This is a genomic window from Desulfobotulus sp. (assembly GCF_034006065.1).
GTDB lineage: Bacteria > Desulfobacterota > Desulfobacteria > Desulfobacterales > ASO4-4 > Desulfobotulus.
Window position 1 is genome coordinate 1 of sequence record NZ_JAVETM010000047.1, and the last position, 21,936, is coordinate 21,936.

The 21,936-nt window shown below is 55.5% G+C and carries 17 protein-coding genes and 2 tRNA genes; 13 read left to right on the plus strand and 6 right to left on the minus strand.

The window, feature by feature from the left end:
- Positions 1–115 (minus strand): AAA family ATPase (locus tag RBR60_RS16850; RefSeq protein WP_413815471.1); only part of this gene is annotated, 115 nt, incomplete at its 3' end.
- Between the two features lie 121 nt (positions 116–236).
- Positions 237–1,505, minus strand: a complete 1,269-nt coding sequence (pseC, locus tag RBR60_RS14090; protein WP_320357899.1) for a UDP-4-amino-4,6-dideoxy-N-acetyl-beta-L-altrosamine transaminase — start codon at positions 1,503–1,505, stop codon at positions 237–239.
- A 146-nt stretch (positions 1,506–1,651) separates the two neighbouring features.
- Here pseC and trkA point away from each other — a divergent pair, with 146 nt between their 5' ends.
- From trkA to RBR60_RS14120, 6 genes are all read left to right on the plus strand, one after another.
- Complete coding sequence (gene trkA / locus RBR60_RS14095; protein ID WP_320357901.1) at positions 1,652–3,016, plus strand: Trk system potassium transporter TrkA; 1,365 nt, start codon at positions 1,652–1,654, stop codon at positions 3,014–3,016.
- Positions 3,017–4,465 carry a TrkH family potassium uptake protein gene (locus tag RBR60_RS14100; RefSeq protein WP_320357903.1) on the plus strand — a complete coding sequence of 483 codons (1,449 nt, stop codon included), beginning with the start codon at positions 3,017–3,019 and terminating at the stop codon, positions 4,463–4,465. It begins immediately after the preceding gene.
- A gap of 336 nt (positions 4,466–4,801) precedes the next feature.
- A tRNA-Lys gene (locus RBR60_RS14105) sits at positions 4,802–4,877 on the plus strand.
- Positions 4,878–4,884: 7 nt separating this feature from the next.
- Positions 4,885–4,962, plus strand: a tRNA-Glu gene (locus RBR60_RS14110).
- Between the two features lie 101 nt (positions 4,963–5,063).
- Positions 5,064–6,479, plus strand: coding sequence for a ribosome biogenesis GTPase Der (der, locus tag RBR60_RS14115; RefSeq protein WP_320357905.1), 1,416 nt, complete (start codon positions 5,064–5,066; stop codon positions 6,477–6,479).
- Between the two features lie 8 nt (positions 6,480–6,487).
- Complete coding sequence (locus RBR60_RS14120; RefSeq protein ID WP_320357907.1) at positions 6,488–7,843, plus strand: replication-associated recombination protein A; 1,356 nt, start codon at positions 6,488–6,490, stop codon at positions 7,841–7,843.
- Here RBR60_RS14120 and RBR60_RS14125 read toward each other — a convergent pair.
- Positions 7,840–8,601, minus strand: a complete 762-nt coding sequence (locus tag RBR60_RS14125) for an NRDE family protein (protein WP_320357909.1) — start codon at positions 8,599–8,601, stop codon at positions 7,840–7,842. The two genes, RBR60_RS14120 and RBR60_RS14125, sit on opposite strands and share 4 nt — an antisense overlap.
- A gap of 202 nt (positions 8,602–8,803) precedes the next feature.
- Here RBR60_RS14125 and RBR60_RS14130 point away from each other — a divergent pair, with 202 nt between their 5' ends.
- The 7 genes from RBR60_RS14130 (at position 8,804) to RBR60_RS14160 (ending at position 17,515) form a co-directional block, all read left to right on the plus strand.
- Positions 8,804–10,093: an acetyl-CoA C-acetyltransferase gene (locus RBR60_RS14130; RefSeq protein ID WP_320357912.1), complete on the plus strand. Its 1,290-nt coding sequence runs from the start codon at positions 8,804–8,806 to the stop codon at positions 10,091–10,093.
- 430 nt (positions 10,094–10,523) lie between these two features.
- Positions 10,524–13,010 carry a DNA gyrase subunit A gene (gene gyrA, locus RBR60_RS14135; protein ID WP_320357914.1) on the plus strand — a complete coding sequence of 829 codons (2,487 nt, stop codon included), beginning with the start codon at positions 10,524–10,526 and terminating at the stop codon, positions 13,008–13,010.
- A 12-nt stretch (positions 13,011–13,022) separates the two neighbouring features.
- On the plus strand, positions 13,023–14,057 hold the full coding sequence (locus RBR60_RS14140) for an NAD(P)H-dependent glycerol-3-phosphate dehydrogenase (RefSeq protein WP_320357916.1): 1,035 nt from the start codon (positions 13,023–13,025) through the stop codon (positions 14,055–14,057).
- Positions 14,058–14,119: 62 nt separating this feature from the next.
- Positions 14,120–14,863, plus strand: a complete 744-nt coding sequence (radC, locus tag RBR60_RS14145; RefSeq protein ID WP_320357919.1) for a RadC family protein — start codon at positions 14,120–14,122, stop codon at positions 14,861–14,863.
- Positions 14,860–15,135 carry a hypothetical protein gene (locus RBR60_RS14150; protein ID WP_320357921.1) on the plus strand — a complete coding sequence of 92 codons (276 nt, stop codon included), beginning with the start codon at positions 14,860–14,862 and terminating at the stop codon, positions 15,133–15,135. The genes radC and RBR60_RS14150 overlap by 4 nt, the downstream gene beginning before the upstream one ends.
- Before the next feature lie 79 nt (positions 15,136–15,214).
- Complete coding sequence (locus tag RBR60_RS14155) at positions 15,215–16,390, plus strand: phosphoglycerate kinase (RefSeq protein ID WP_320357923.1); 1,176 nt, start codon at positions 15,215–15,217, stop codon at positions 16,388–16,390.
- A 96-nt stretch (positions 16,391–16,486) separates the two neighbouring features.
- Complete coding sequence (locus tag RBR60_RS14160; protein WP_320357925.1) at positions 16,487–17,515, plus strand: hypothetical protein; 1,029 nt, start codon at positions 16,487–16,489, stop codon at positions 17,513–17,515.
- Here RBR60_RS14160 and RBR60_RS14165 read toward each other — a convergent pair.
- From RBR60_RS14165 to RBR60_RS14175, 3 genes are all read right to left on the minus strand, one after another.
- The gene (locus RBR60_RS14165) at positions 17,506–17,970 is read right to left on the minus strand and encodes an N-acetyltransferase (protein ID WP_320357927.1); all 465 of its coding nucleotides are present in this window, start codon (positions 17,968–17,970) and stop codon (positions 17,506–17,508) included. The two genes, RBR60_RS14160 and RBR60_RS14165, sit on opposite strands and share 10 nt — an antisense overlap.
- A gap of 150 nt (positions 17,971–18,120) precedes the next feature.
- Positions 18,121–20,004 (minus strand): PBP1A family penicillin-binding protein, encoded by a 1,884-nt coding sequence (locus RBR60_RS14170; RefSeq protein ID WP_320357929.1) that lies wholly within the window; start codon positions 20,002–20,004, stop codon positions 18,121–18,123.
- Positions 20,005–20,089: 85 nt separating this feature from the next.
- Entirely contained in the window at positions 20,090–21,751 is a 1,662-nt protein-coding gene (locus RBR60_RS14175; protein ID WP_320357931.1) for a HEAT repeat domain-containing protein, read from the minus strand.
- Positions 21,752–21,936 lie beyond the last annotated feature (185 nt).

Here is a 21,936-nt window from a genome sequence, read left to right on the forward strand (position 1 = left end):
CTCCCCCCTGCAGAAGGAGTTTTTCCACAAAGGGCGTTTTGTCCACATAATAGTATTCTCCGGGATTTTCCCGGATTTTGGCAAAACTCTGAATACCGATGGGCAGCTTTTTCATGGGACTATCCTTCTTTTTATACGGGCTTTTTCAGCATCCCCATATGTCGATGCCGTGGCTGGCCAGGGCCTTCGTCCTGTCGTTGGTTTTTTCATCCCAGCATGTCTGGGTTTTTCTATTCTTATGATGTCAGAATCTGGGCCAGCAGGTTCACCACGCGGTCTTGTTCTTCTTCCCTGAGCCCTGGAAAAAGGGGCAGGCTCATGGCTTCCCTGTAATAGGTTTCAGCCTGAGGAAACTGGCCTTCATGGAAACCCAGGTTGCGATAGTAGGGTTGGGTATGGACGGGAATATAATGCAGATTTACCCCAATGCCTTCTTTTCTTAAAGCCTCAAAGACAGCTTGTTGGCTTTTGCGGATTTCATGGATATGGAGCCGTATAATATAAAGGTGCCATGCGGATTGGGCGTCCGGATGCTGGAAGGGCAGGGTAAGGGGGAGGTCTTTTAACAGCGTGTCATAGCGTTGACGGAGAAAGCGACGTCTTGCCACAAAATCTTGCAGCCTTTCCATCTGACGGATTCCCAGGGCGGCCTGAAGTTCTGTCATGCGGTAATTGAAACCCAGGGCAATCTGCTGATAGTACCATAAGCCATGGGAAGCATGGGTCATGCGGCTTGCCTCCCGCGTGATACCATGACTGCGGAGGAGGGCCATTTTTTCAGCCAGCCTTTTTTCCTGGGTAAGGGCCATGCCTCCTTCCGCTGTGGTGATAATTTTAACGGGGTGAAAACTGAAAATGGTGATGTCGCTGTATCGGCAGTTTCCCACAGGTGCATTTTTATAGGATGCGCCGATGGCGTGGGAGGCATCTTCGATGATGGAAAAACCGTATTGCCGGGACAGCCTGTGAATGGATTCCATGTCGCAGGGCTGACCGCTGAGATGTACAGGAACAACAACTTTGGGTGTTTTTCCTTTTTTCTGGGCTTCCTTGAGCTTTTTTTCCAGGGCCTGGGGAGAGAGATTGAGGGTTTGGGGATCAATGTCCACAAAGTCAATGTCTGCGCCGCAGTAAAGCCCACAGTTGGCAGAGGCCACAAAGGTGATGGGGCTGGTCCAGAGGCTGTCTCCCGGTCCAAGATCCAGGGCCAGGCAGGCGAGGTGAAGGGCGGATGTGGCGCTGTTTACGGCAACGGCATGGGCTGTGCCACAAAAACCAGCGACCTTTGCCTCGAAATCAGGGATTTTAGGGCCCTGGGTGAGAAAATCGGATTTGAGAACATCCACCACAGCCTGTATATCTTCCTGGGAAATGTCCTGTTTTCCATAGGGGATGGGGGATGGCGGGAAGCTCATGGCATATCCTCTTTGCTGGGGATTGTTGCTGGCTTTATTCTGGGCCTTCAGGGTGCATGAAAAAACAGCGCCGGACAAGGACTTTTTCATGGCTCCTGGCCTGCGAAGGTTCCGGCCGTATGCATTCCAGGATGCCTTTTTTGGCGCGGTGTGTGGCACGCTTTTAAAAGATGAGGGTGTAGATGTTTGGATTCAGGGCGAACGGCGAACCGAAAGCCTTGTGAAAGGAAGCCTTTGTGAAAATCGTCATCGTGGGGGCGGGGGAGGTGGGCTATCATGTGGCCCGGCGACTGGCCATGGAAAATAAGGACGTGGTGGTGGTGGACAAAGACCCTGCGGCCCTGCGGCGGGTATCGGACACCCTGGATGTTCAGGTGGTGCAGGGCCAGGGCGGCTCGCCCGTGGTTCTGGAAGAGGCGGGTATCCGGGAAGCGGAGATTCTGCTGGCGGTAACGGACTCCGATGAGGTGAACCTGGTGGCCTGCCTTGTGACGGACATGTTGGCGCCCAACACCCGAAAGCTGGTGCGTATCCGGAATGGGGATTTTGATGCCTGCCACCCCCTTTTACGGGAAAACGCCCCCCATATAGAGAGTGTGATTAACCCGGAAATTGAAGCAGCGCGCACCATCGAACGCCTGATTCGTGTTCCGGGAGCCGTTGAGACCGGAGAACTTGTGGGCGGGTTGGTGCAGTTTGTGGGGCTTCGACTGGATGCGGGTTCTCCCATGGATGGGGTCATGCTTCCGGATCTGCCCAGGCATCTGGGCGGGGCAAGAACCCTGGTGGCTGCGGTGCTGCGGGATGAAAAACTCATTATCCCCACGGGTGCGGACTGTCTGCAGTCCGGAGATCTGATCTATCTGGTCAGTGAAAAAAACCGGCTTCTGGATGTGCTTTCCGCCTTTGGAAAAATCCGAAAACCCGCACGTCGGATTCTCATTGTGGGAGGGGGGCGTCTGGGGCTTCGTCTGGCGGCTTCCCTTGAAAAACAGCAGTATCAGGTAAAAATTGTGGAGCGCAGGGCCCAGCGATGCCGGGAGTTGGCCGGTCTGCTGGACAAAACCGTGATTCTTCATGGAGATGGATCGGATCAGAGCCTTCTGATTGAAGAAAACATCCGGGGTATGGATGGGGTGGTCACCCTTACCGGCGACGAGCAGACCAATATTCTGGTTTCCCTTCTGGCGAGAAAGATGGGTGTGGATATGGCCATTACCCGCCTGACAAGGTTTTCCTACTTTCCCCTGATGCCCACCATTGGCATCCATCAGATTGTGAGCCCAAGACTTTCGGCCATTGACTCCATTCTCCAGCACATCCGGCGTGGGAAGGTGCTGGCTACCCTGTCCATCCAGGGAGATCAGGCGGAGGTGCTGGAGGCGGTTGCCTTGCCCACCTCCGATATTGTGGGTAAACCCCTCCGGAATCTGGCTTTTCCCAAAGGCGCCCTTGTCATCAGCATCATCCGGGGCAGTGAGATCATTATTCCCTCGGGCGATTCTGTCATTGCACCGGATGATCGTGTGGTGATTTTTGCAAAAAGAAAAACGGTGCCCAAGGTGGAAAAGGCCCTGACCGTTAAGCTGGAGTATTTCTAAATGAATTGGCGCATCATCGGACAGGTGGTGGGGATTCTCATGGTGGCCACAGGGCTTTCCATGCTTTTTCCCCTGGCCTGGTCCCATTGGTATGAAGATGGTGGTGAAAAGGCTTTTTTGCTCTCCATGGCGTTCTGCTGCCTTGGGGGCGGGGTTTTGTACGGAATGCTGCGTGGTCCCATGGGAGAAGGGCTTTCCCAGAAGGATGGCATGAGCATTGTGGCCGCAGGCTGGGTGGCGGTTTCTTTCTGCGGCAGTCTGCCTTTTTTCTTTTCCGGGTTCGTGCCAGGATTCACGGATGCTTTTTTTGAGTCCGTATCCGGTTTTACCACCACAGGAGCATCCATACTGGAAGATATCGAGGCCCTTCCCCAGGGGCTTTTATTCTGGCGCAGTCAGATTCAGTGGATAGGGGGCATGGGTATCATTCTGTTTTCCATTGCCATCCTGCCCTTTCTCGGAGTGGGGGGCATGCAGCTTTACAAGGCGGAGGTGCCCAGCCCTGTGCCGGATAAACTGAAGCCCCGGATACAGGAAACAGCCCGGATTCTCTGGAAGGTTTACCTGCTTTTTTCCCTTATGATGTTTGTGCTGCTTCTCTGCGGTGGCATGGATGTGTTTGACAGCCTCTGCCATACCTTCACCACCATGCCCACCGGCGGGTTTTCCACAAAAAACCTTTCCATTGCCCATTATGAGAGCCTTTATATTGAAAGCGTGATCATGTTTTTTATGGTGTTGGCGGGGATTAACTTTGCGCTGCACTTTCGACTGCTCAGGGGGGATGGTTTATGCTTCTGGCGAGACGGAGAATGTCGTTTCTTCCTTCTGGCCCTTGGCGGACTTGTTCTGTTTGTTTCCCTGGGGCTCTGGGGCAGGGTCTATGAGACCCTGGGAGAGAGCCTGCGCTATGGATCCTTTCAGGTGATTTCCATTGTGACCACCACAGGTTTTGCCACGGCGGACTACACCTTCTGGACGCCTGCGGCCCAGCTTGTGATTTTTTTCGGCATGTTCACGGGTGCCTGCGCAGGATCCACATCCGGCGGCATCAAGCTGATCCGATTCATGGTCTGTGCCAGATACTGCCACAAGGAATTGTTCTCCCTTGTTCATCCCAGGGGGGTGCGGGAGGTGAAGCTGGGAGGACGTGTGGTGCCTGAAGGCGTTATTCATGGCATCCTTGGTTTCATGGCGCTTTATCTGGGGATCTTTGCCCTGGGGGCTTTGGTGCTGACCACCCTGGGCTCCGATGTGGTGACCGCTGTGACCGCCACAGCCTCGGCTCTGGGAAATGTGGGGCCGGGTTTTGGCGCGGTGGGGCCTGCGGAAAATTATGCGGGGATCTCCGTTTCCGGAAAATGGGTGCTCGCCTGGCTCATGCTTTTGGGGCGGCTTGAAATCTATACCCTGATTATTTTTCTGCTGCCTGAGTTCTGGCGGCAGTAAAAAGACGAAAGCCCAGCTGGGTTGCCCTCATAATCCGAGGGATATTGTGGATGTTTGTGAAAAAAAGAGGCGCACGCTTTGCCGGAAACCATGCTTCTGGGGAGGTTTTCGGACCTGGTTTTCAGAAAGAGGGGGGCGATAAAGGGGAGGGGAATCCTCAGGGCTGGAAGGGGGCTTAAAAGGGCTTGTGGATATAAAAGCTTGGATAACAGGTGTTTGGGGCTTTTTTGGATGGCAGGCCCTCTGTCTGCGTAAAAAAAATAAAGGGGATGTTTTTTTTATGTTGACACAGGTCGGCATCACGGGTAGATAAGCACTCGTTTTTGACGGTCACACGGGTCGTTAACTCAGCCGGTAGAGTATCTGCCTTTTAAGCAGAGAGTCGTTGGTTCGAATCCAACACGACCCACCACCCATAAGTCCCCATCGTCTAGCCCGGTCCAGGACACCGGCCTTTCACGCCGGCGACAGGGGTTCGAATCCCCTTGGGGACGCCAAAAAAAAGAAAAAGGGGTTACCCATAGGGGTAGCCCTTTTTTTGTGCGTGAAGAAAAACGGTCTTTGCAGTCCATGTCCCAAAAAATAAGGAAAACATGCTATGAAACCAGTGGTTGCCCTTGTCGGACGGCCCAACGTAGGAAAGTCCACCCTTTTTAACCGCATGACCCGCAGTCGGGACGCCATTGTGGATGACATGCCAGGGGTGACGCGGGATCGTCATTTCGGTGAAGCCCGTTGGGACAATAAGGCCTTTATTCTTGTGGACACGGGTGGTTTTATTTCCAATGACACGGATGCCTTTGCCGCTCATATCCGGGAGCAGGTACTGCTGGCCTTGGAGGGCGCGGACCATGTGGTGCTGGTGTTGGATGGCAAAAGTGGCATTTCCTATTATGACCGGGATCTTGTGAATCTGTTACGGGAAAAGGGTAAGACTTTTTTCTGTGTGGTGAACAAGATCGACAGCGAGCGGCATGAGACGGCCCTCCACGATTTTTATGCCCTGGGCATTGAAGAGCCCTTTCCCTTGTCTGCGGAGCACGGGTACGGGTTTTCGGATTTCATGGAAGCTCTGACCGAAGACATGATTCCCATGGAAGAAAACCTGGCCGATGAGGTGCCTGAAGGGCCCATCAAGGTTGCGGTGGTGGGTCGACCCAATGCGGGAAAATCCTCTCTTATTAACCGTCTTCTCGGGGAAGACCGTATGGTGGTGAGCGAGGTGGCGGGCACGACCCGGGATGCGGTGGATTCCCTTGTACGCTTTGGCGGAAAATCCTACCTTCTTATTGATACGGCAGGAATCCGGCGCAAGGGCAAGGTGACGGAGCGCATAGAAAAATTTTCTGTGATTCAGGCTTTAAGAGCCCTGGAGCGTTGTGATGTGGCCCTGATTCTCTTCGACGCCTCGGAAGGTATCACAGACCAGGATGTGCGGGTGGCGGGCTATGCGGCGGATCGTGGTTGCGGTTGTATTTTTATCTGCAACAAGTGGGATCTTCTGCCTGCGGAAGAAAAGGATGTGAAGCGTGTGAAGGCGGCCATTGCCATGGAAGCCAAATTCCTGGCCTTTGCCCCTGTCTTAACCATCTCCGCCCTGACCGGGCAGCGGGTGAACCAGATTTTTCCCACGGTGGACGCGGTGTATGCCCAATACACCAGTCAGACCGGCACCAGCCATCTGAACCGCATCATTGAAGAGGCCACGGCGCGTACGGAGCCTTCCCTGCACAATGGCAAGCGCATTAAGTTTTATTTTGCATCCCAGATCCGCACTGCGCCACCGCGCTTTTCTCTGGTTACCAATTACCCCGATGCCGTGCATTTTTCCTACAGGCGTTATCTGGTGAACCAGATTCGGGAGGCTTTGGGGCTTGACCTTACGCCCATCCGTCTGGAGTTCAAGGAGCGCAGTGGTCGAACGGATTATAGTGAGAAAAAAACCAAGCCTTCTCCTGAGCTTGTGCGCAAGCTCCAGGCAAAGAGGCGGCAGCGTAAACGCAGGAACCGTTAAGGCGGCCCATGGACGATCTTTTTGAGGCATCGTCGGATTCGGAAAAACCTCTGGCGGAGCGAATGCGGCCTGAGACCCTGGAAGATCTGGTGGGTCAGGAGCACCTTCTCGGGGAAGGCGCTGTGCTCCGACGAGCCATCCGGGAGGATCGCCTTTTTTCCATGATCCTCTGGGGGCCGCCGGGCTGCGGTAAGACTTCTCTGGCCAGAATCCTTGCAAAGGAGAGCCGTAAAGCCTTTGTGCAGATTTCTGCGGTTTTTTCCGGCGTAAGGGAAGTGCGGGCCATTATTGAGGAAGCCCGGGGCAGGCGGCGGATGCAGGGTCGGGGAACCCTCCTTTTTGTGGATGAGATCCACCGTTTCAACAAAGCCCAGCAGGACGCCTTTTTAAAGCATGTGGAAGAGGGGCTCATCACCCTCATCGGAGCCACGACGGAAAATCCTTCCTTTGAGGTGATTGCAGCCCTGCTGTCCCGCTGTCGGGTGCTGGTGCTGAATCCTGTGTCCGAAGAGGCCTGTGTCCGGGTTCTGCAAAGGGCCTTGACCGAGGAGCGGGGCCTGGGGCGTCTTGGCATCGGGGCCGAAGAGTCTGAATTGAACCAGATGGCCGGGATAGCAGGCGGGGATCTGCGGACGGCGCTTTCCGGCCTTGAAATGGCGGCTTTCCACTGCCTGGGGCGAGGGGATGGAGGGGGAGTCCGGCGTATTCTCAAAGAGGATGTGGCCGCTGCGTTCGGAGACCGGGTACTGCGGCACGACAAGGCTGGGGATTCCCATTTCAATCTCATCTCGGCCTTCCATAAAAGTCTGCGGGGAAGTGATCCGGATGCGGCCTTGTACTGGCTTTTCCGTATGCTGGAAGGGGGGGAGGATCCCCTTTACCTTGCCCGGCGCATGGTGCGCTTTGCATCCGAAGATGTGGGAATGGCGGATCCCGGTGCTCTGGCCATGGCCCTTTCCGCCATGGAGTCTTACCGTTTTCTGGGTTCCCCCGAAGGGGAGGGGGCGCTGGCCCAGGCGGCGGTCTATCTGGCCACAGCGGCCAAGAGCAATGCGGTTTATGTGGCCCAGAAGGCTGTGGTGGCCCGGATCCGGGACACGGGCGCTCCGCCCGTTCCCCTGCATATCCGCAACGCGCCCACGCAGCTGATGGAAAATCTTGGTTATGGCCGGGAGTACCGCTACGCCCACGATTATAAGGATGCCTATGTTCCCCAGGAGTATCTTCCCGAAGACCTGAAAGGGGACTCTTACTACCATCCCTCGGATCGGGGATATGAGAAACTCGTGGCCCAGCGTATGGAACATTGGCGCAGGCTGCGGGACGAGGCCCGGAAAAAGGGCCTGCCAGCATCAAAGGTTTAAGGCTTCCATGTAAAAGAAACCCTGCCCGTTTCCCTGCCTTCTGCATCCCAGCTGACTTCCGTAAAAAAAATTTCTTTGCTCCTGTGAACCCGTAAAATGGTACTGCTGCGCGTGCCGTACTGGGGACTTACAATGAAAAGGGGGGACAGGATGCGCTCCCACTCAAGCCCCATGCCTGTATCTGGAAGGGCTGCGTCCGGAGGCCTGTTCCGGTTCTGCAGGAGGTGGATGAGGTCTTCCTCCTGGGCTCCCTTGGTGAGGGATTCCTGGAGGAGGGCGCATCCCAGGCTCACCTTGGGCCAGGGTGTGTCCAGAAGATGATTGGAAAGTCCGTGGACGCCGGGGGGGATGGGGATGGGTGGGGCTTTCTCGTTGCTGTAATAAAAAAGACGATCCGGTCTGCCGCAGATAAGGTTGAAGCCATTATACAGGTGGCCCTTTTCCTGAAGATTCCGGAGAAAGGCTTCGCTTGGGGTGTTTTGTCTGAGGTATTCCGCCACAAGGTGTCCCCGGGAGGGCGGGTTTTCTTTTTTCAAAAAAGGATTTCTGTAGTTGGTGAGGGCTGCAAGGCGCAGACTCTGGGTGTGGATTCCCATCCATGTGCCGCCTTCCTGAAGATCCTTTCCCCCGAGAATATCCGGGTGATCCTCCCAGAAGGAAGCTGTCTGGGTGGGTCTCTGGTGGAATTCATCCCTGTTGGCCGCAATGACCAGTGGCCAGTCCCTGTGATGGTGCAGTGCAAATAAAATGAGGCACATAAACCTTTTTTCCTTCCCTGAGGCCGCAAGCTCGGCTGTAAAACGTTTTTTTGGATTTTAGCTGCAACGCCGTTCTGTTTTGCTGTACTTTGTTCATCTGTGTATTGACTTTCCTCCCATCTCCGGTTAGCGTCAGGAAATTCGGGGAAAACCACGTATACTATAGTGCGGGGGCACTTGGCATCGCAAGGAGGATAAAGGCATGAAAGAAGTTGTCATTGTCAGCGGATCCAGGACAGCGGTAGGGGCTTTTGGCGGTGTTCTCAAGGATGTTTCCGTAAAGGAGCTTGGGGCGACGGTCATGAAGGACGTGCTTAAAAAAGCAGGTCTGCGGCCTCAGCCCAATGCGGAAATGGAAGCGATTTATCCGGATAAGCTCAAAGGGCAGGGGCGCATTGAGCTGGAAGCCGGAGGCTATGATTATGATGACAGCCTGACGCCCATTACCCTGGATGAAGTGATCATGGGGAACGTGCTCCAGGCCGGTCAGGGTCAGAACCCGGCCCGTCAGGCCATGATTGCCGCAGGTATTTCCAAGGAAACGCCTGCTTTCTCGGTGAATAAGGTCTGTGGTTCTGGCCTGAAGGCCATTGCCCTGGGTGCCCAGGCCATCATGACCGGTGATGCAGAAGTGGTGCTGGCCGGTGGCCAGGAAAGCATGAGCAATACGCCCATGGCCCTGATGAAGGCCCGCTGGGGACACCGTATGGAACTGACCGGTGTGGGGCCTGTGCATGACCTTTTGGTTTTTGATGGCCTGTATGAGATTTTCTACGGGTATCACATGGGGATCACCGCAGAAAATATTGTGGCCAAATATGGCATTTCCCGCGAGGATCAGGACAAGGTGGCTGTTCTCAGCCATGCCCGGGCCATGGAAGCCATCCGCAGCGGCGTGTTCAAGCCCGAGATTGCCCCTGTGGTGCTGAAGGGCCGCAAGGGAGATACGGTCATTGATACGGACGAAAGACCCATGGAAACCTCCATGGAAAAAATGGCCAAAATGAAGCCCGCCTTTAAAAAGGATGGCTCTGTTACGGCGGGCAATGCCTCCGGTATCAACGATGGTGCCGCAGCTGTGCTCATGATGAGCGCGGAAAAGGCCAAGGCCATGGGGCTGAAACCCATTGTGAAAATCAAGGGTTTTGCCTCCGGAGCCATGGATCCTGCCTATATGGGGCTGGGTCCTGTCCCCGCCATCCGCAAGCTTCTGGGTCGCACGGGGATGCAGATGGGCGACATTGATATGATCGAACTCAATGAAGCCTTTGCGGGTCAGGCCATTGGCTGCATGATTGAGCTTGGCATTGACTATGAAAAGCCCAATGAGCTGGGCTCCGGTATTTCCATTGGTCATCCCATTGGCGCAACGGGTGCGCGGCAGATGGTTACGGGCATGTACCAGATGCAGCGCAAGGGCTATGGTACAGGTATTGTGTCCATGTGCATCGGCGGTGGTATGGGTATGGCAATGATTGTGGAAAAGGTCTGATCTGAGTAAGGCAGGTAAAGGCTCCAGGACCTTAAGAGGCCTGAATCCTTTTTGCCAGGCCCGAAAGGGTGCCAGCTGACTTTCTGATTTTGAAGAATGCAGGATCATATCCGCCTTGGGGTGGGTGTGATCCTGTTTTTTTTATGGGTATGGGAGGCTTTGAAGGGAGCATTTTGGCGGATGTGGTGAAAAAAGGTCGCAGGCTTTGTTCAGGGATGGTATGATAGCACGTTTCACGCGGGGCCTTTACCCTAGGAATAAGGAGACCCGCGAAGACGTCCGCTTTCAAAGGGCGAGTCCTTACCCCTGTAAAAAATGCGAAGTCTGCGGAAGGCGGGCGACGTGGAAAATTTAAAAAATCCATAAAAAGGGAGACTCTTTTGTATGTCTTTTTCAAAAGGTTCATCCCGGCGGAAAACAGGATGTGTCCATGATTGATACAGAGTTGCGTGGTGAAATCAGCATTGAACGCGAGATGCGGCAGTCCTATCTTGAGTACGCCATGAGCGTGATCATCGGCCGTGCCCTGCCGGATGTGCGGGACGGCCTGAAGCCCGTGCACCGGCGTGTGCTCTTTGCCATGCGGGAACTCAAGAATGACTGGAACCGTCCCTACAAGAAATCTGCCCGCATTGTGGGGGATGTGATTGGTAAGTATCATCCCCATGGGGACGCGGCGGTGTATGACACCATTGTCCGCATGGCCCAGGATTTTTCCATGCGTTATACCCTGGTGGACGGTCAGGGTAACTTCGGCTCCATTGACGGTGACTCTCCGGCGGCCATGCGTTACACAGAAATTCGTATGCAGCGTCTGGCCCAGGAGATGCTGGCGGATCTGGACAAGGATACCGTTGACTTCATTGCCAACTATGATGAATCCCTGGAAGAACCCCTGGTGTTGCCTTCCCGCTTTCCGGCCCTGCTGGTCAACGGTTCTTCGGGCATTGCCGTGGGGATGGCCACCAACATCCCTCCCCATAACCTGAGGGAAGTGGCGGATGCCATTATCGCTGTTATAGAAGATCCGGACATTGATGTGGCGGAGCTGCTGCGGATTCTGCCAGGGCCGGATTTTCCCACAGGTGGTATCATTTATGGCAAATCCGGTATTCTGGAAGCCTATCGCACGGGACGGGGCATCATCCGGGTCCGGGCCCTCATGGATCTTGAAACCGATCCCAAAAGCGGCGCTGAAACCCTGGTGGTCAGGGAGTTACCCTACCAGGTGAACAAGGCCAGGCTTGTGGAAAAGATTGCTGAGATGGTGCGGGATAAGCAGTTGGAAGGGGTGCGTTATGTCCGGGATGAATCAGACAGGGATGGCATGCGCATCGCCATTGGCCTTAAAAAAGAGGCCATGCACGAGGTGGTGACCAATCAGCTTTTCAAACATACCCAGCTGCAGAACAGTTTTGGCATCATTTTTCTTGCTGTGGTGAACAACCGGCCCGAACTTCTGACCTTAAAGGAAATTCTGAGCCACTTTATCCGCCATAGAAAAGAAGTGATCATCCGCCGCACCCGATTTGATCTGAAAAAGGCGGAAGCCCGTGCCCATATCCTTGAAGGCCTCAAGATTGCTCTGGACCACATTGATGAGGTGGTGGCCCTGATTCGTAAGTCCTCGTCTCCTGCGGAAGCCAAAGACGGGCTCATGGCGCGCTTCGGGCTTTCGGCCCTGCAGGCCCAGGCCATTCTGGATATGCGCTTGCAGAGGCTGACGGGGCTTGAGCGGGATCGTATTCTGGAAGAATACGCAGCGGTCTTGAAAGATATTGCCTGGTTCAAGGAAATTCTCGGCAGTGAGACCCTCATCATGGATATCATCCGCCAGGAAATGGTGACCCTCAAAGAAGAGTTCGGAGACGGTCGCCGCACGGAGATTGTGGAAGCTACCCGGGAGATCGGTATGGAGGACCTCATTGTCGAAGAAGACATGGTGGTGACCCTCACCCGCACCGGGTATATCAAGCGCAATCCCATTACGCTGTATCAGAGCCAGCGGCGAGGCGGACGGGGAAAAACCGCCATGACCACACGGGATGAGGATTTTGTGACTCGCCTTTTTGTGGCCTCCACGCACCACACCTTCCTCTTTTTCACGAACCTTGGCAAGGTGTACTGGTCCAAGGTCTGGGAGCTGCCCCAGGGTGGCAGGACCAGCAAGGGCAAAGCCATTGTGAACTTTCTGAATCTGGAGCCCCAGGAGCGTCTGACCACAGTCCTTGCGGTTCCGGATTTTGAGGAAGATCGCTTCATTCTCATGGCCACCCGCGAAGGCCTTGTGAAAAAAACGGATCTCATGGCCTATTCCAGGCCCAGGGCAGGGGGGATCATTGCCATTGATCTGGTGGAAGGCGATGCCCTCATTGCCGCGCGTATCACGGACGGCAGCCAGGATGTGTTTCTGACATCCGCAGAAGGAAAGGCCATCCGTTTTCCGGAATCCGATGTGCGGCCCATGGGCCGGGTATCCCGCGGCGTGCGGGGCTTGCGCATGGATGAGGGGGATTACATTGTGGGGATGGAGGTCACAGGCCAGGGCAATACCCTCTTTACGGCCACGGAAAACGGCTATGGCAAACGGACGGATATTGAAGCCTTCCCCCTGCAGCGCAGAGGGGGCAAGGGTGTGATCGGCATCCGCACCGATGGCCGCAACGGCAAGGTGGTGGCCATGGTGCTGACGGACGATAAAGATGATGTGATGCTGGTGTCCGACAAGGGACGCCTGATACGAACGTCCGCGTGCAGCATTTCTGTCATTGGCCGGGCCACCCAGGGTGTACGGCTCATTCAGATGGAAGAAGGCGAGAGACTCATTGATGCGGCGCGTCTGGATGAGGATGCCCGGAGTGATGAAGATGATCTGGATGCGGATGCGGGGGTTTGCGAACCCACGGATCTGGAATAGGATGACGCATATATGGCACATCGGGAAATAGCGGCATTTCAGATAGGGGTTCTGGGTGCAGGCAGCTGGGGGACGGCCCTTGCCATGCTGCTGGCGGATAAGGGGTATCCTGTGACCCTCTGGGCCTATGAAGCGGAAGTGGCCAATGAGATTGCCGAGCTTGCGGAAAACAGGACCTATCTTCCTGGAATCCGTCTGCCGGAAAACCTCAGGGCTACGACGGATATGGCGGCGGCGGTGCGGGATAAGGCGATGGTGTTGTTTGTAACACCCTCCCACGTGATGCGGGAAACGGCCCGAAAGGCGGCTGGAGACATCGGAAGAGAAACCCTCCTGGTAACAGCTTCCAAGGGCATTGAAAATGTGACCCATAAAACCATGACCGGGATTTTACAAGAAGAGATTCTGCACATCCCGGAAGATCATCTGACGGTTCTCTCTGGCCCCAGCTTTGCCCGCGAGGTGGGAGAAAAGCGGCCAACGGTTGTGACCGTTGCAGCCAGAAATCCGGAGATTGCCCGACAGGTTCAGGAAATTTTTGCAAGTCCTGTTTTTCGGGTGTACACCACAGAAGATGTCATGGGCGTGGAAGTGGGCGGGGCCATGAAAAATGTCATTGCCATAGCCGCAGGCGTGGTGGATGGCATGGAACTGGGACTCAATACCCGGGCGGCCCTCATTACCCGCGGACTTGCCGAGATCCGGCGCCTGGGGGTGGCCATGGGCGCCAATCCCCACACCTTTTCCGGACTCTCCGGAGTGGGCGATCTCATGCTGACCTGCACGGGTTCCTTAAGCCGGAATCATACCGTAGGTCAGCTTCTGGGCCAGGGAAAATCCCTGGACGCCATTCTGAAAGAGATGCGTATGGTGGCCGAAGGCGTGAAATCGGCCCGCTCCGTGTACAACCTTTCTGCAAAACTTGGAGTGGAACTTCCCATCTGCAACGAGGTCTACCGGGTGCTTTATGAAAACAGCTCACCCCGGGATGCGGTGGATCGTCTCATGAACCGGACGCTGAAGCAGGAGTTTGATGATCTGATCTGATGGTGGCAAGGCATGCCGGACGGAGCCGGGGTGTTTCAGGATGGACTGGAGAGAGTGCTGCTATGGATGCAAAGTCCACGCAGGAAGGGCACCGCAAGCGTCTGCGCAAACGATTCCGGGAGTCGGGGCTGGAAGGCTTTCAGGACCATGAGGTTCTGGAGTTGCTGCTGACTCTGGGAACGCCCAGAAAGGATTGCAAGCCCCTGGCCTGGGAGCTTTTGAAGCGTTTTAAAACCTTAGCTGGTGTGTTTGAGGCGGGTTTGGGGGAGCTTTGCGAGATTCCTGGGGTTGGGGAGACCAACGCCATTCCCATTCGTCTGGTGAAGGCCGCTGCGGATCGTTTTTTAAAACAGCGCATTGTGGGGAAAGAGATTCTGGGAACTCCCCGCGCTGTGATGGATTATCTTTACCATCGTTTGCGTGAAAGCAGCCGGGAAGCCTTTCTCGTGCTTTATCTGGATGTGAAGAACCGGCTGATTGAGGTGGAAACCCTTTTTGAGGGAAGCCTTTCCGCAAGCCCGGTGTATCCCCGCGAAGTATTGCGTGCGGTTTTGGCCCATCAGGCGGCCTCGGTGATTCTTGTGCATAACCACCCTTCGGGAGATGCGGAGCCCTCCAGAGAGGATTACGCCATCACTCGGCGTCTTGTTCATGCCCTGGCGCCGGTGAATGTCACGGTGCATGAACATCTCATTATCGGCAACAACTGCCACCACAGTTTTGCGGAAACCGGAGTGATGCGGACCCTGCATCAGGAGGTGCGGGATGCGGAAAGCGCGTTTATGCGGGAATGGGGGCCACGATGACCTCCAGCAATGAAACCTCGCTACCGGCCTGTTTTGGGATGCTGGACAAGGTTTTTCCCCAGGGCGAAGGAGGGCTGCGGGAAAGCCCGGATTCCTGCCTGGCCTGCGGGGAAAAAACGGCCTGTCTGCGTGCGGCCCTGGAAGGGGCGGATGGATGGAAGGCAGAGGAAGAAAAAGTGGACCGTGCCTATGCTTCGGGGCATCTGGGATTTTTGGGGAGATGGTCCAGGCGCAAGGCCTTGAGTCTCAGAAAAAAAGAAAAACAAGGGTGAGGAATGTCCGATTGCGGAGTCTTGCCTGCTGGAAAAAACGTATTTGGGAAAATGAACGCATAAAAATGGGGAGGGGTTTGTGAAAGGGATCGTGGATCTGCCGCTGGCGGGAAAACGGGTTTTCATACGCGTGGATTTCAATGTGCCCATGGACAAGGCAGGGAATATCACAGACGATACCCGCATTCGAAGGGGTATGGAAAGCATCCGTTTTGCGGCGGATTCCGGAGCCCGCGTCATTGTCGCCTCCCATCTGGGTCGCCCCAAGGGACAGGTGGTGGAGGCCTTGAGCCTGAAGCCTGCGGCGGAGCGTCTGGCCTCCCTTTTGGGGCGGCCCGTTGCCATGGCCGGGGATTGTATCGGCCCCAAGGTCGGGGAAGCCATTGCAAAACTGGAGCCTGGTGACATCCTCATGTTGGAGAATCTGCGTTTCCATCCGGAAGAACAGGCCAATGATGCGGCCTTTGCAGAACAACTTGCGGATTTCTGTGATATCTACATCAATAACGCCTTTGCCGTATGTCACAGAAAACATGCGTCCGTGCATGCCATTTGCGGCTTTGTAAAGGAAAAGGCCGCAGGCCATCTCCTGATGGATGAGCTGCACTATTTTGAGTCCGCCATGGGGGCTCCTGCCCGGCCTCTGGTGGCCATTGTGGGGGGAGCCAAAATTTCGAGCAAGCTCAAAGCCTTGGAAAACTTGCTTCATCGTGTGGACAAGGTACTCATCGGTGGTGCCATGGCCAACACTTTTCTGAAGGCTTCCGGAATTTTTGTGGGCGCATCCCTGGTGGAAGACGAGATGCTGGATACGGCAAGAAAGGTTATGGCTGTGGCCCGGGAAAAGGGCGTGCGGTTTTATCTTCCCGTGGATGCTGTGGTAACCCAGGAGATTGCGCCCCAGAGTGTGGGCGTTGTGGTGCCCGTGCAGGAAATTCCTGATGGTTGGATGGTAGCGGACTGCGGTCCTGCAACGGTGAGGCTGTATGCCGCAGCCCTGGCCAATGCCAAGACCGTGGTGTGGAACGGTCCCATGGGAGTGTTTGAAATGGAGCCTTTCAGCGGCGGTACCATGGGGCTGGCGCGGCATGTGGCGGCCTGCCATGGTCTCACCATTGTGGGCGGCGGCGACACGGATACAGCCATTCACAAGGCCGGGGTGGCTTCGGCCATGGGATATATCTCCACGGGCGGAGGGGCCTTCCTCAAACTTCTGGAAGGACAGTCTCTGCCTGCGGTGGAGGCCCTGGCCTGAACGGTGTCAGGTCAGACAAGGGCATGATCATGGGGTGAGAACGGCTCTGGGGAGGATGAGGGCTTGGGCTTCTGGACATATCGGGAACATTTGAGTTTGGCCAACCGGCTTCGGAGATCTTATTACGAACTGCTGCGGGACCAGCTGGATCAGGAGATTCTTCAGTACGCCCTGGTGGATTCCTATGCCAACTTCAAGGCAAGGAAAATTCCCTATCCCTTTGTGGAACGAAGGGAACTGAAGCCCAAAGCAAGGATTCCCAGTCTTGAGTATGAGGCGCAGAATGCCTTTCTGGTGATTTTTGTGGAGGACACCATCCCTGCCATCCACAAAAAATACATCCGTTTTTTTGACGACAACAAAACCACCAAGGTCAACCTGCTGAAGACCAAGACCCTTTCCCTGGCCAATACCTTTGATCGGAGTCAGAAATACATTGAATCCGCAGAATTTGTGAATGTGCTTCGGCAGCTTCTGTCTGTGGACTATGCCCTGCTCATCCAGCGGGATCCCATGAGTCGGGGAAGGGATCGATATAACCTTTCCCACTTCCATGTTCGCATTGACTGGCCCATTGCGGATGCCGCCGAAGACATGGCCCGACGCTTGCGTTACATCTCCAAGGATCTGTATGAAAAGGGAGATAAATACGCAGAGGATGTGCAGAAAAAGTTTTTTGAATACTATGCCCAGCCCATGATGGCCGGGGGACGCCGTACGGCCGCCATTGTGGCGGCCCAGTACCTGCGGAGGCTGCCCTGTATTTCCACGGTGTACGCGGGCAGCAGTGAATCCCGTTCCCTGATCCGGTTGTCGGAGCGCGGGGTGAGCAAAGCCACCCTGGTGCGCTTTTCAGACGAGGAAACCCGGGCCCTGGCCGACGAAAATCACATGTCCGTCTCCACCTTCCGCAAGCATTATGCGGTGGCGCGGGAGGGAAAAAACGCAGTCTTTGTGCTCCAGGTTCTGTATTCCCGGACCCAGCATGCCAAGCCACCGGAGGATGGCAAACTCCGGGAGATCAATCCGGATCCCTACTGGGTGACGGTGGGGTCCCAGCGTATTCTGCCCATGGTGGAGGCCTGGCTGTATCCCCCCCTTCCCGTGAATCTGATCTATGCGTAGGTGAGTTCCCGCATCATGGCGATTTCATCACAGTCGGGAAATTTAACGCAATGGACGCAGTCCGACCAGATCTTCAGGGGCAGATCTGCCCTTTCAATGCGCTTGAAGCCCATCTTTTCAAAAAAGACCGGCTGATAGGTGAGGGTGAAAAGCTGGGTGATGCCAAAGCTTCGGGCTTCCGCCACCAGGGTTTCCACCATCATCCGCCCGATTCCCTGGTTCTGCAGACTTTCCTCCACAGCCAGAGAACGGATTTCCGCCAGATCCTCCCAGCAGAATTGCAGGGCGCAGCATCCCGCCACTTTGCCGGTTTTGGGTGATACATACACCACAAAGTCCCGAACATGATCATAAAGACCGCTGAGAGGTCTTGGAATCATCTCCCCCCGACTTCCGAAAAATTGCAGCAGCTTGTAGATGGATTGAATATCCTTGATGGTGGCGTGCCGGACCATGGGTTTTCCTCCTTGGATGACGTTTGGAACAAGAAAGCTTCCTCTACGCCTTTTTATATGGGGGGGCAAGTCCTTTGGCGGGACTGGGCGATTTTTTAAAGATCTGGGCCGCCAGTCTAAGCGGAGACAGGCCTTGAGATATGGGCGGCATCATGGATTTTTCCGGAAGAGCGCCATTTCGCCTGTATCCAGGGTTCTTTTTTCTGTTCCAGGAGGAAGGGGGAAATATTCCGGTCGGCTGGCAGGGCCTGCCTGGTGCATGATTTCTTTCCAGATGGGAAGGGCGGTGCGTGCGCCGGTTTCCATGGGTCCCAGGGGTGTATTATCGTCACACCCTGTCCAGACTCCCAGGACCATGGTGGGAGAAAAACCAACAAAAAGGCCATCCCTGAAACTGTCCGTGGTGCCGGTTTTGCCAGCCAGGGCCCGATCCGGGCTGGCGGCGGTGCGGCCTGTACCCTCCTGAATGACGGCCTGGAGCATATCGGTCATGATGGCCGCGGCCTCGGGGCTCATTACGGCTTTGCTTGCCCTGGGAGAAGTATGGAGCAGGGCCCCGCCTGCATCCTCAACCCGTTCAATCCGCCAGGGGAGGTGGCGTATGCCGCCTGCGGGGAAAACCGCGTAAGCCTGGGTAAGTTCCCCCAGGCTGACCTCTGAGGTGCCCAGGGCCAGAGAGAGGTTGGGGGCAAGGGGACTCTGAAAACCCAGGGCATGGGCAAAATGTACCACAGCCTCCGCTCCCATCTCTTCTGTAAGGCGGATGGGTGGGATGTTACGGGACAGGGCCAGGGCTTTACGCAGGGAAATCTCACCGAGGAAATTTCTGGAAAAATTTCGTGGTGACCAGATGCGCCCATGGCTTTGACGAAAAATGACGGGAGTGTCGCTGGTGAGCTGGTCCTGTTCCATTCCTTTTTCAATGGCCAGGGCAAAGATGATGGGTTTAAAGGCGGAGCCGGGCTGTCTTTTGGCCTGAAGCGCCCGATCAAAGGGACTCTGATTGAAGCTGCGCCCCCCGATGTGAGCCAGAACTGCGCCTGTATGGACGTCCAGGGCAAAAACGGCGCACTGGGGAAAGGCCTTTTGTCCCTGTTTTTGTATGCGGGCTTCCAGCTCTGGCATATGCCTGGCCACAGCCGCCTCAGCCAGGGTCTGTATCCGACTATCGAGGGTGGTGCGTACGGTGAGGCCTTCCTGATAAAGTCGGTCCGGGCCCAGAATTTCTTCCAGCTCCATGCGAACCGCCTCCAAGAACCAGGGGGCTTGCCGAATGGATAGGGGGGGGGCGGAAACCAGGTTCAGGGGTTCGGCCAGGGCCTGATCCAGTGCTTCTCTGGAAAGATTACCTGTGGCATGCATCTGCCGCAGCACCGTATCACGCCGTTCTTTGGCCCTTTCCGGGCTGCTTCTGGGAGAATAACGGGAGGGTGCTTTGGGAAGACCTGCGATGAGGGCGGCTTCGGTAAGGGAAAGATCCCTGGCGGATTTTCCAAAGTACCGCAGAGACGCGGCTTCTACACCATAGGCCCCGCTTCCCAGATAAATCTGGTTAAGGTAGAGGGTGAGAATTTCCTCTTTAGTATAACGGCGCTCGATTTGCAGGGAAAGAAAGGCTTCCCGGATTTTTCGGCTGATATTCTTTTCAGGGGTGAGAAAGAGGGTTTTGGCCAGTTGCTGGGTCAGGGTGCTGGCTCCTTCGGCATAGGAGCCCGTGCGCAGATTTTTCACGATGGCGCGCAGGATCCCCTTGGGATCCACGCCGTGATGGGAATAAAAACTGCGGTCTTCCGTGGCGATGAGGGCTTTTTTCAGGAGATCCGGTATCTCCGATGCGCGGATGGGTTTGCGGTGTTCTGCGTAAAATTCGGCAAGAAGGACTCCATCCCTCGAGAGAATACGGGTGATGGCCGCGGGCCGGTAGCCTTCGAGTTGGGCAATCTGGGGCAGATCCCGCATGAGGCCGATGGAAAAGCCAAGAACCATGCCGCCGAAAAGGCCCAGGACGGCGAAGATGAGCAAAGCGCGTTTCATGGGAAAAACCCTTTGAAATCAAGGCATAAGGACCTGCATGCAAAAAAGCGTGCAGGTCCTTATGCCTTGTGTGGGATGGGTTCGGTCAGGCGAGTTTGCGGATGTTGTCCGCAAGATCCGCGTCCGCAAAGGGCTTATGCATGACCATGGAGACGCCGATTTCTTCCAGGGTCGCTTTGTCAATGCGGGCTTCCGCGTGGCCGGAATGCTGCCCCACAAAGTCGCTCTGGGTGGTGATCATGATAATGGGAAGATCCTGAGGCCTGTATTTGCGCCGCAATTCCCGGGTGAGCTGGATGCCATTGATGTCCGGCATGTTGAGGTCGGTGATGAGCAGATCGGGCTTTTCCTGCAGCGCCGCTTCGATGGCCCTGGAGGGGAACTCGAAAAGAACGGGAGCATGTCCCATGGCGTGGAGTTTTCCCTTGTAGATGCGCAGCATCATCTTGGAGTCGTCCACCACGAAGATCCGCAGTCGTTTGACGCCTTTTTCCGGCTGAACGGCGGCAAGGATCCTGTCGGCCAGGGCGTCAAAACCCTGATTACGCATCAGGGTCAGGTAATGCTCCCGCACGTCGGGGTGGGCTTTGCTGGAAAGATGGGTTACGGCCATGGCGCTGAAGGCCTCCTCGGAGATGAGGGCTTCAAAGGCTCTGTCTGCGCCTGCATCCACCAGGGTGGCCACCACCTGGCGCGCAGCTTCGTCCTGGGCGGCGGTCATGTTTTTAAGGCCTGCGGCCAGGGTGGGCGAAAGGTTTTTATCCACAGCTCTGGCCGCTGCTAGGCGGACCTGCTCCTCAGGATCCTCAAGGCCGGTGGCCAGGCTGATGGCAGCCTTGGCTGCGGGAAGCCTTTCCATGGCTTCGTATGCGGCAAAGCGGACGTTGGGATTTTCCGGTCTTCGATAGAGAACTTTCTGGATGGCGGGGATGGCGCTTTTATCCCCGATATTGCCCAGTACGTTGAGGGTGTGGACCAGGGCGTCATCATCGGCTTCCTTCAGGTTCTCTACCACCACAGGCACGGCCTTGGGACCGATGGCGACAAGTTTGTCAATGGTCCAGTTGCGGACGTCCACATAGTGGGAGTTGAGGAGCTGGGTCAGGCGCTGAAGGGCCGCCTGATCCTGGATTTCTCCCAGGGCTTCGATAATAAGCTGGTCTGTGCGGTTGTTGCCCCGGATGGCTTCGGCCAGAAGGTGGATGGCCGTGGGGCCACCGATTTCAGCCAGGGCAAAGATGGCTTCTTGTTTTAATTCCTCGTCACCATAGTAGATGAAATCCGCAATGGCCCGGATGCAGGTCTGGGAGGCCATGAGGCTTAGGGCCTTGATGGTTTCCCGGAGAAGGTCGGGATCGGATTTCTGGGAGAGGAAATCCGTAAGAAGGGGAATGGCTTCCAGAACCTGAAGTTCCCCTGCGATGCGGATCAGGGGAAGGCGTCGGTCCAGGGTTTCGGCCTGGAGCTGGGCCAGGAGAAGGTCCTGGTTGGCGCAGGATTTATCGAGCAGCAGGTCATAAAGCCGGTTTTTGACCATGGCGTCGGCCAGGGGAAGTTCCAGCATATAACAGAGGGCTGGGTGGACAACCCGGTCTTCCCCTTTGCTGATTTCATACAGGGTGCGGATCTGGCTTTTGGGGTCAATGCGCGGAAGAAACTGCAGAAGAGCCCTGGCCTTGACCATGTCCTGGCCTGCGATGCAGAATTTGAGTTCATCAATGAATTCGGCAATACTGATTTTACTCATGGAAGTTCCCCTGGTATGGGCGATGAAATTTTTTTTAAGATCTTATGGATTTCAGGATTGCCCTTTAAATTGGTAAAAAATGGAATTGAGGTATTTTTTGGGTTCAAAAAGGGCGGTTTCATTGCTCAAGGATTCTGTGGATCCGATGAGCAGATATCCGTCGGGCTCCAGAGAACTGGCAATTT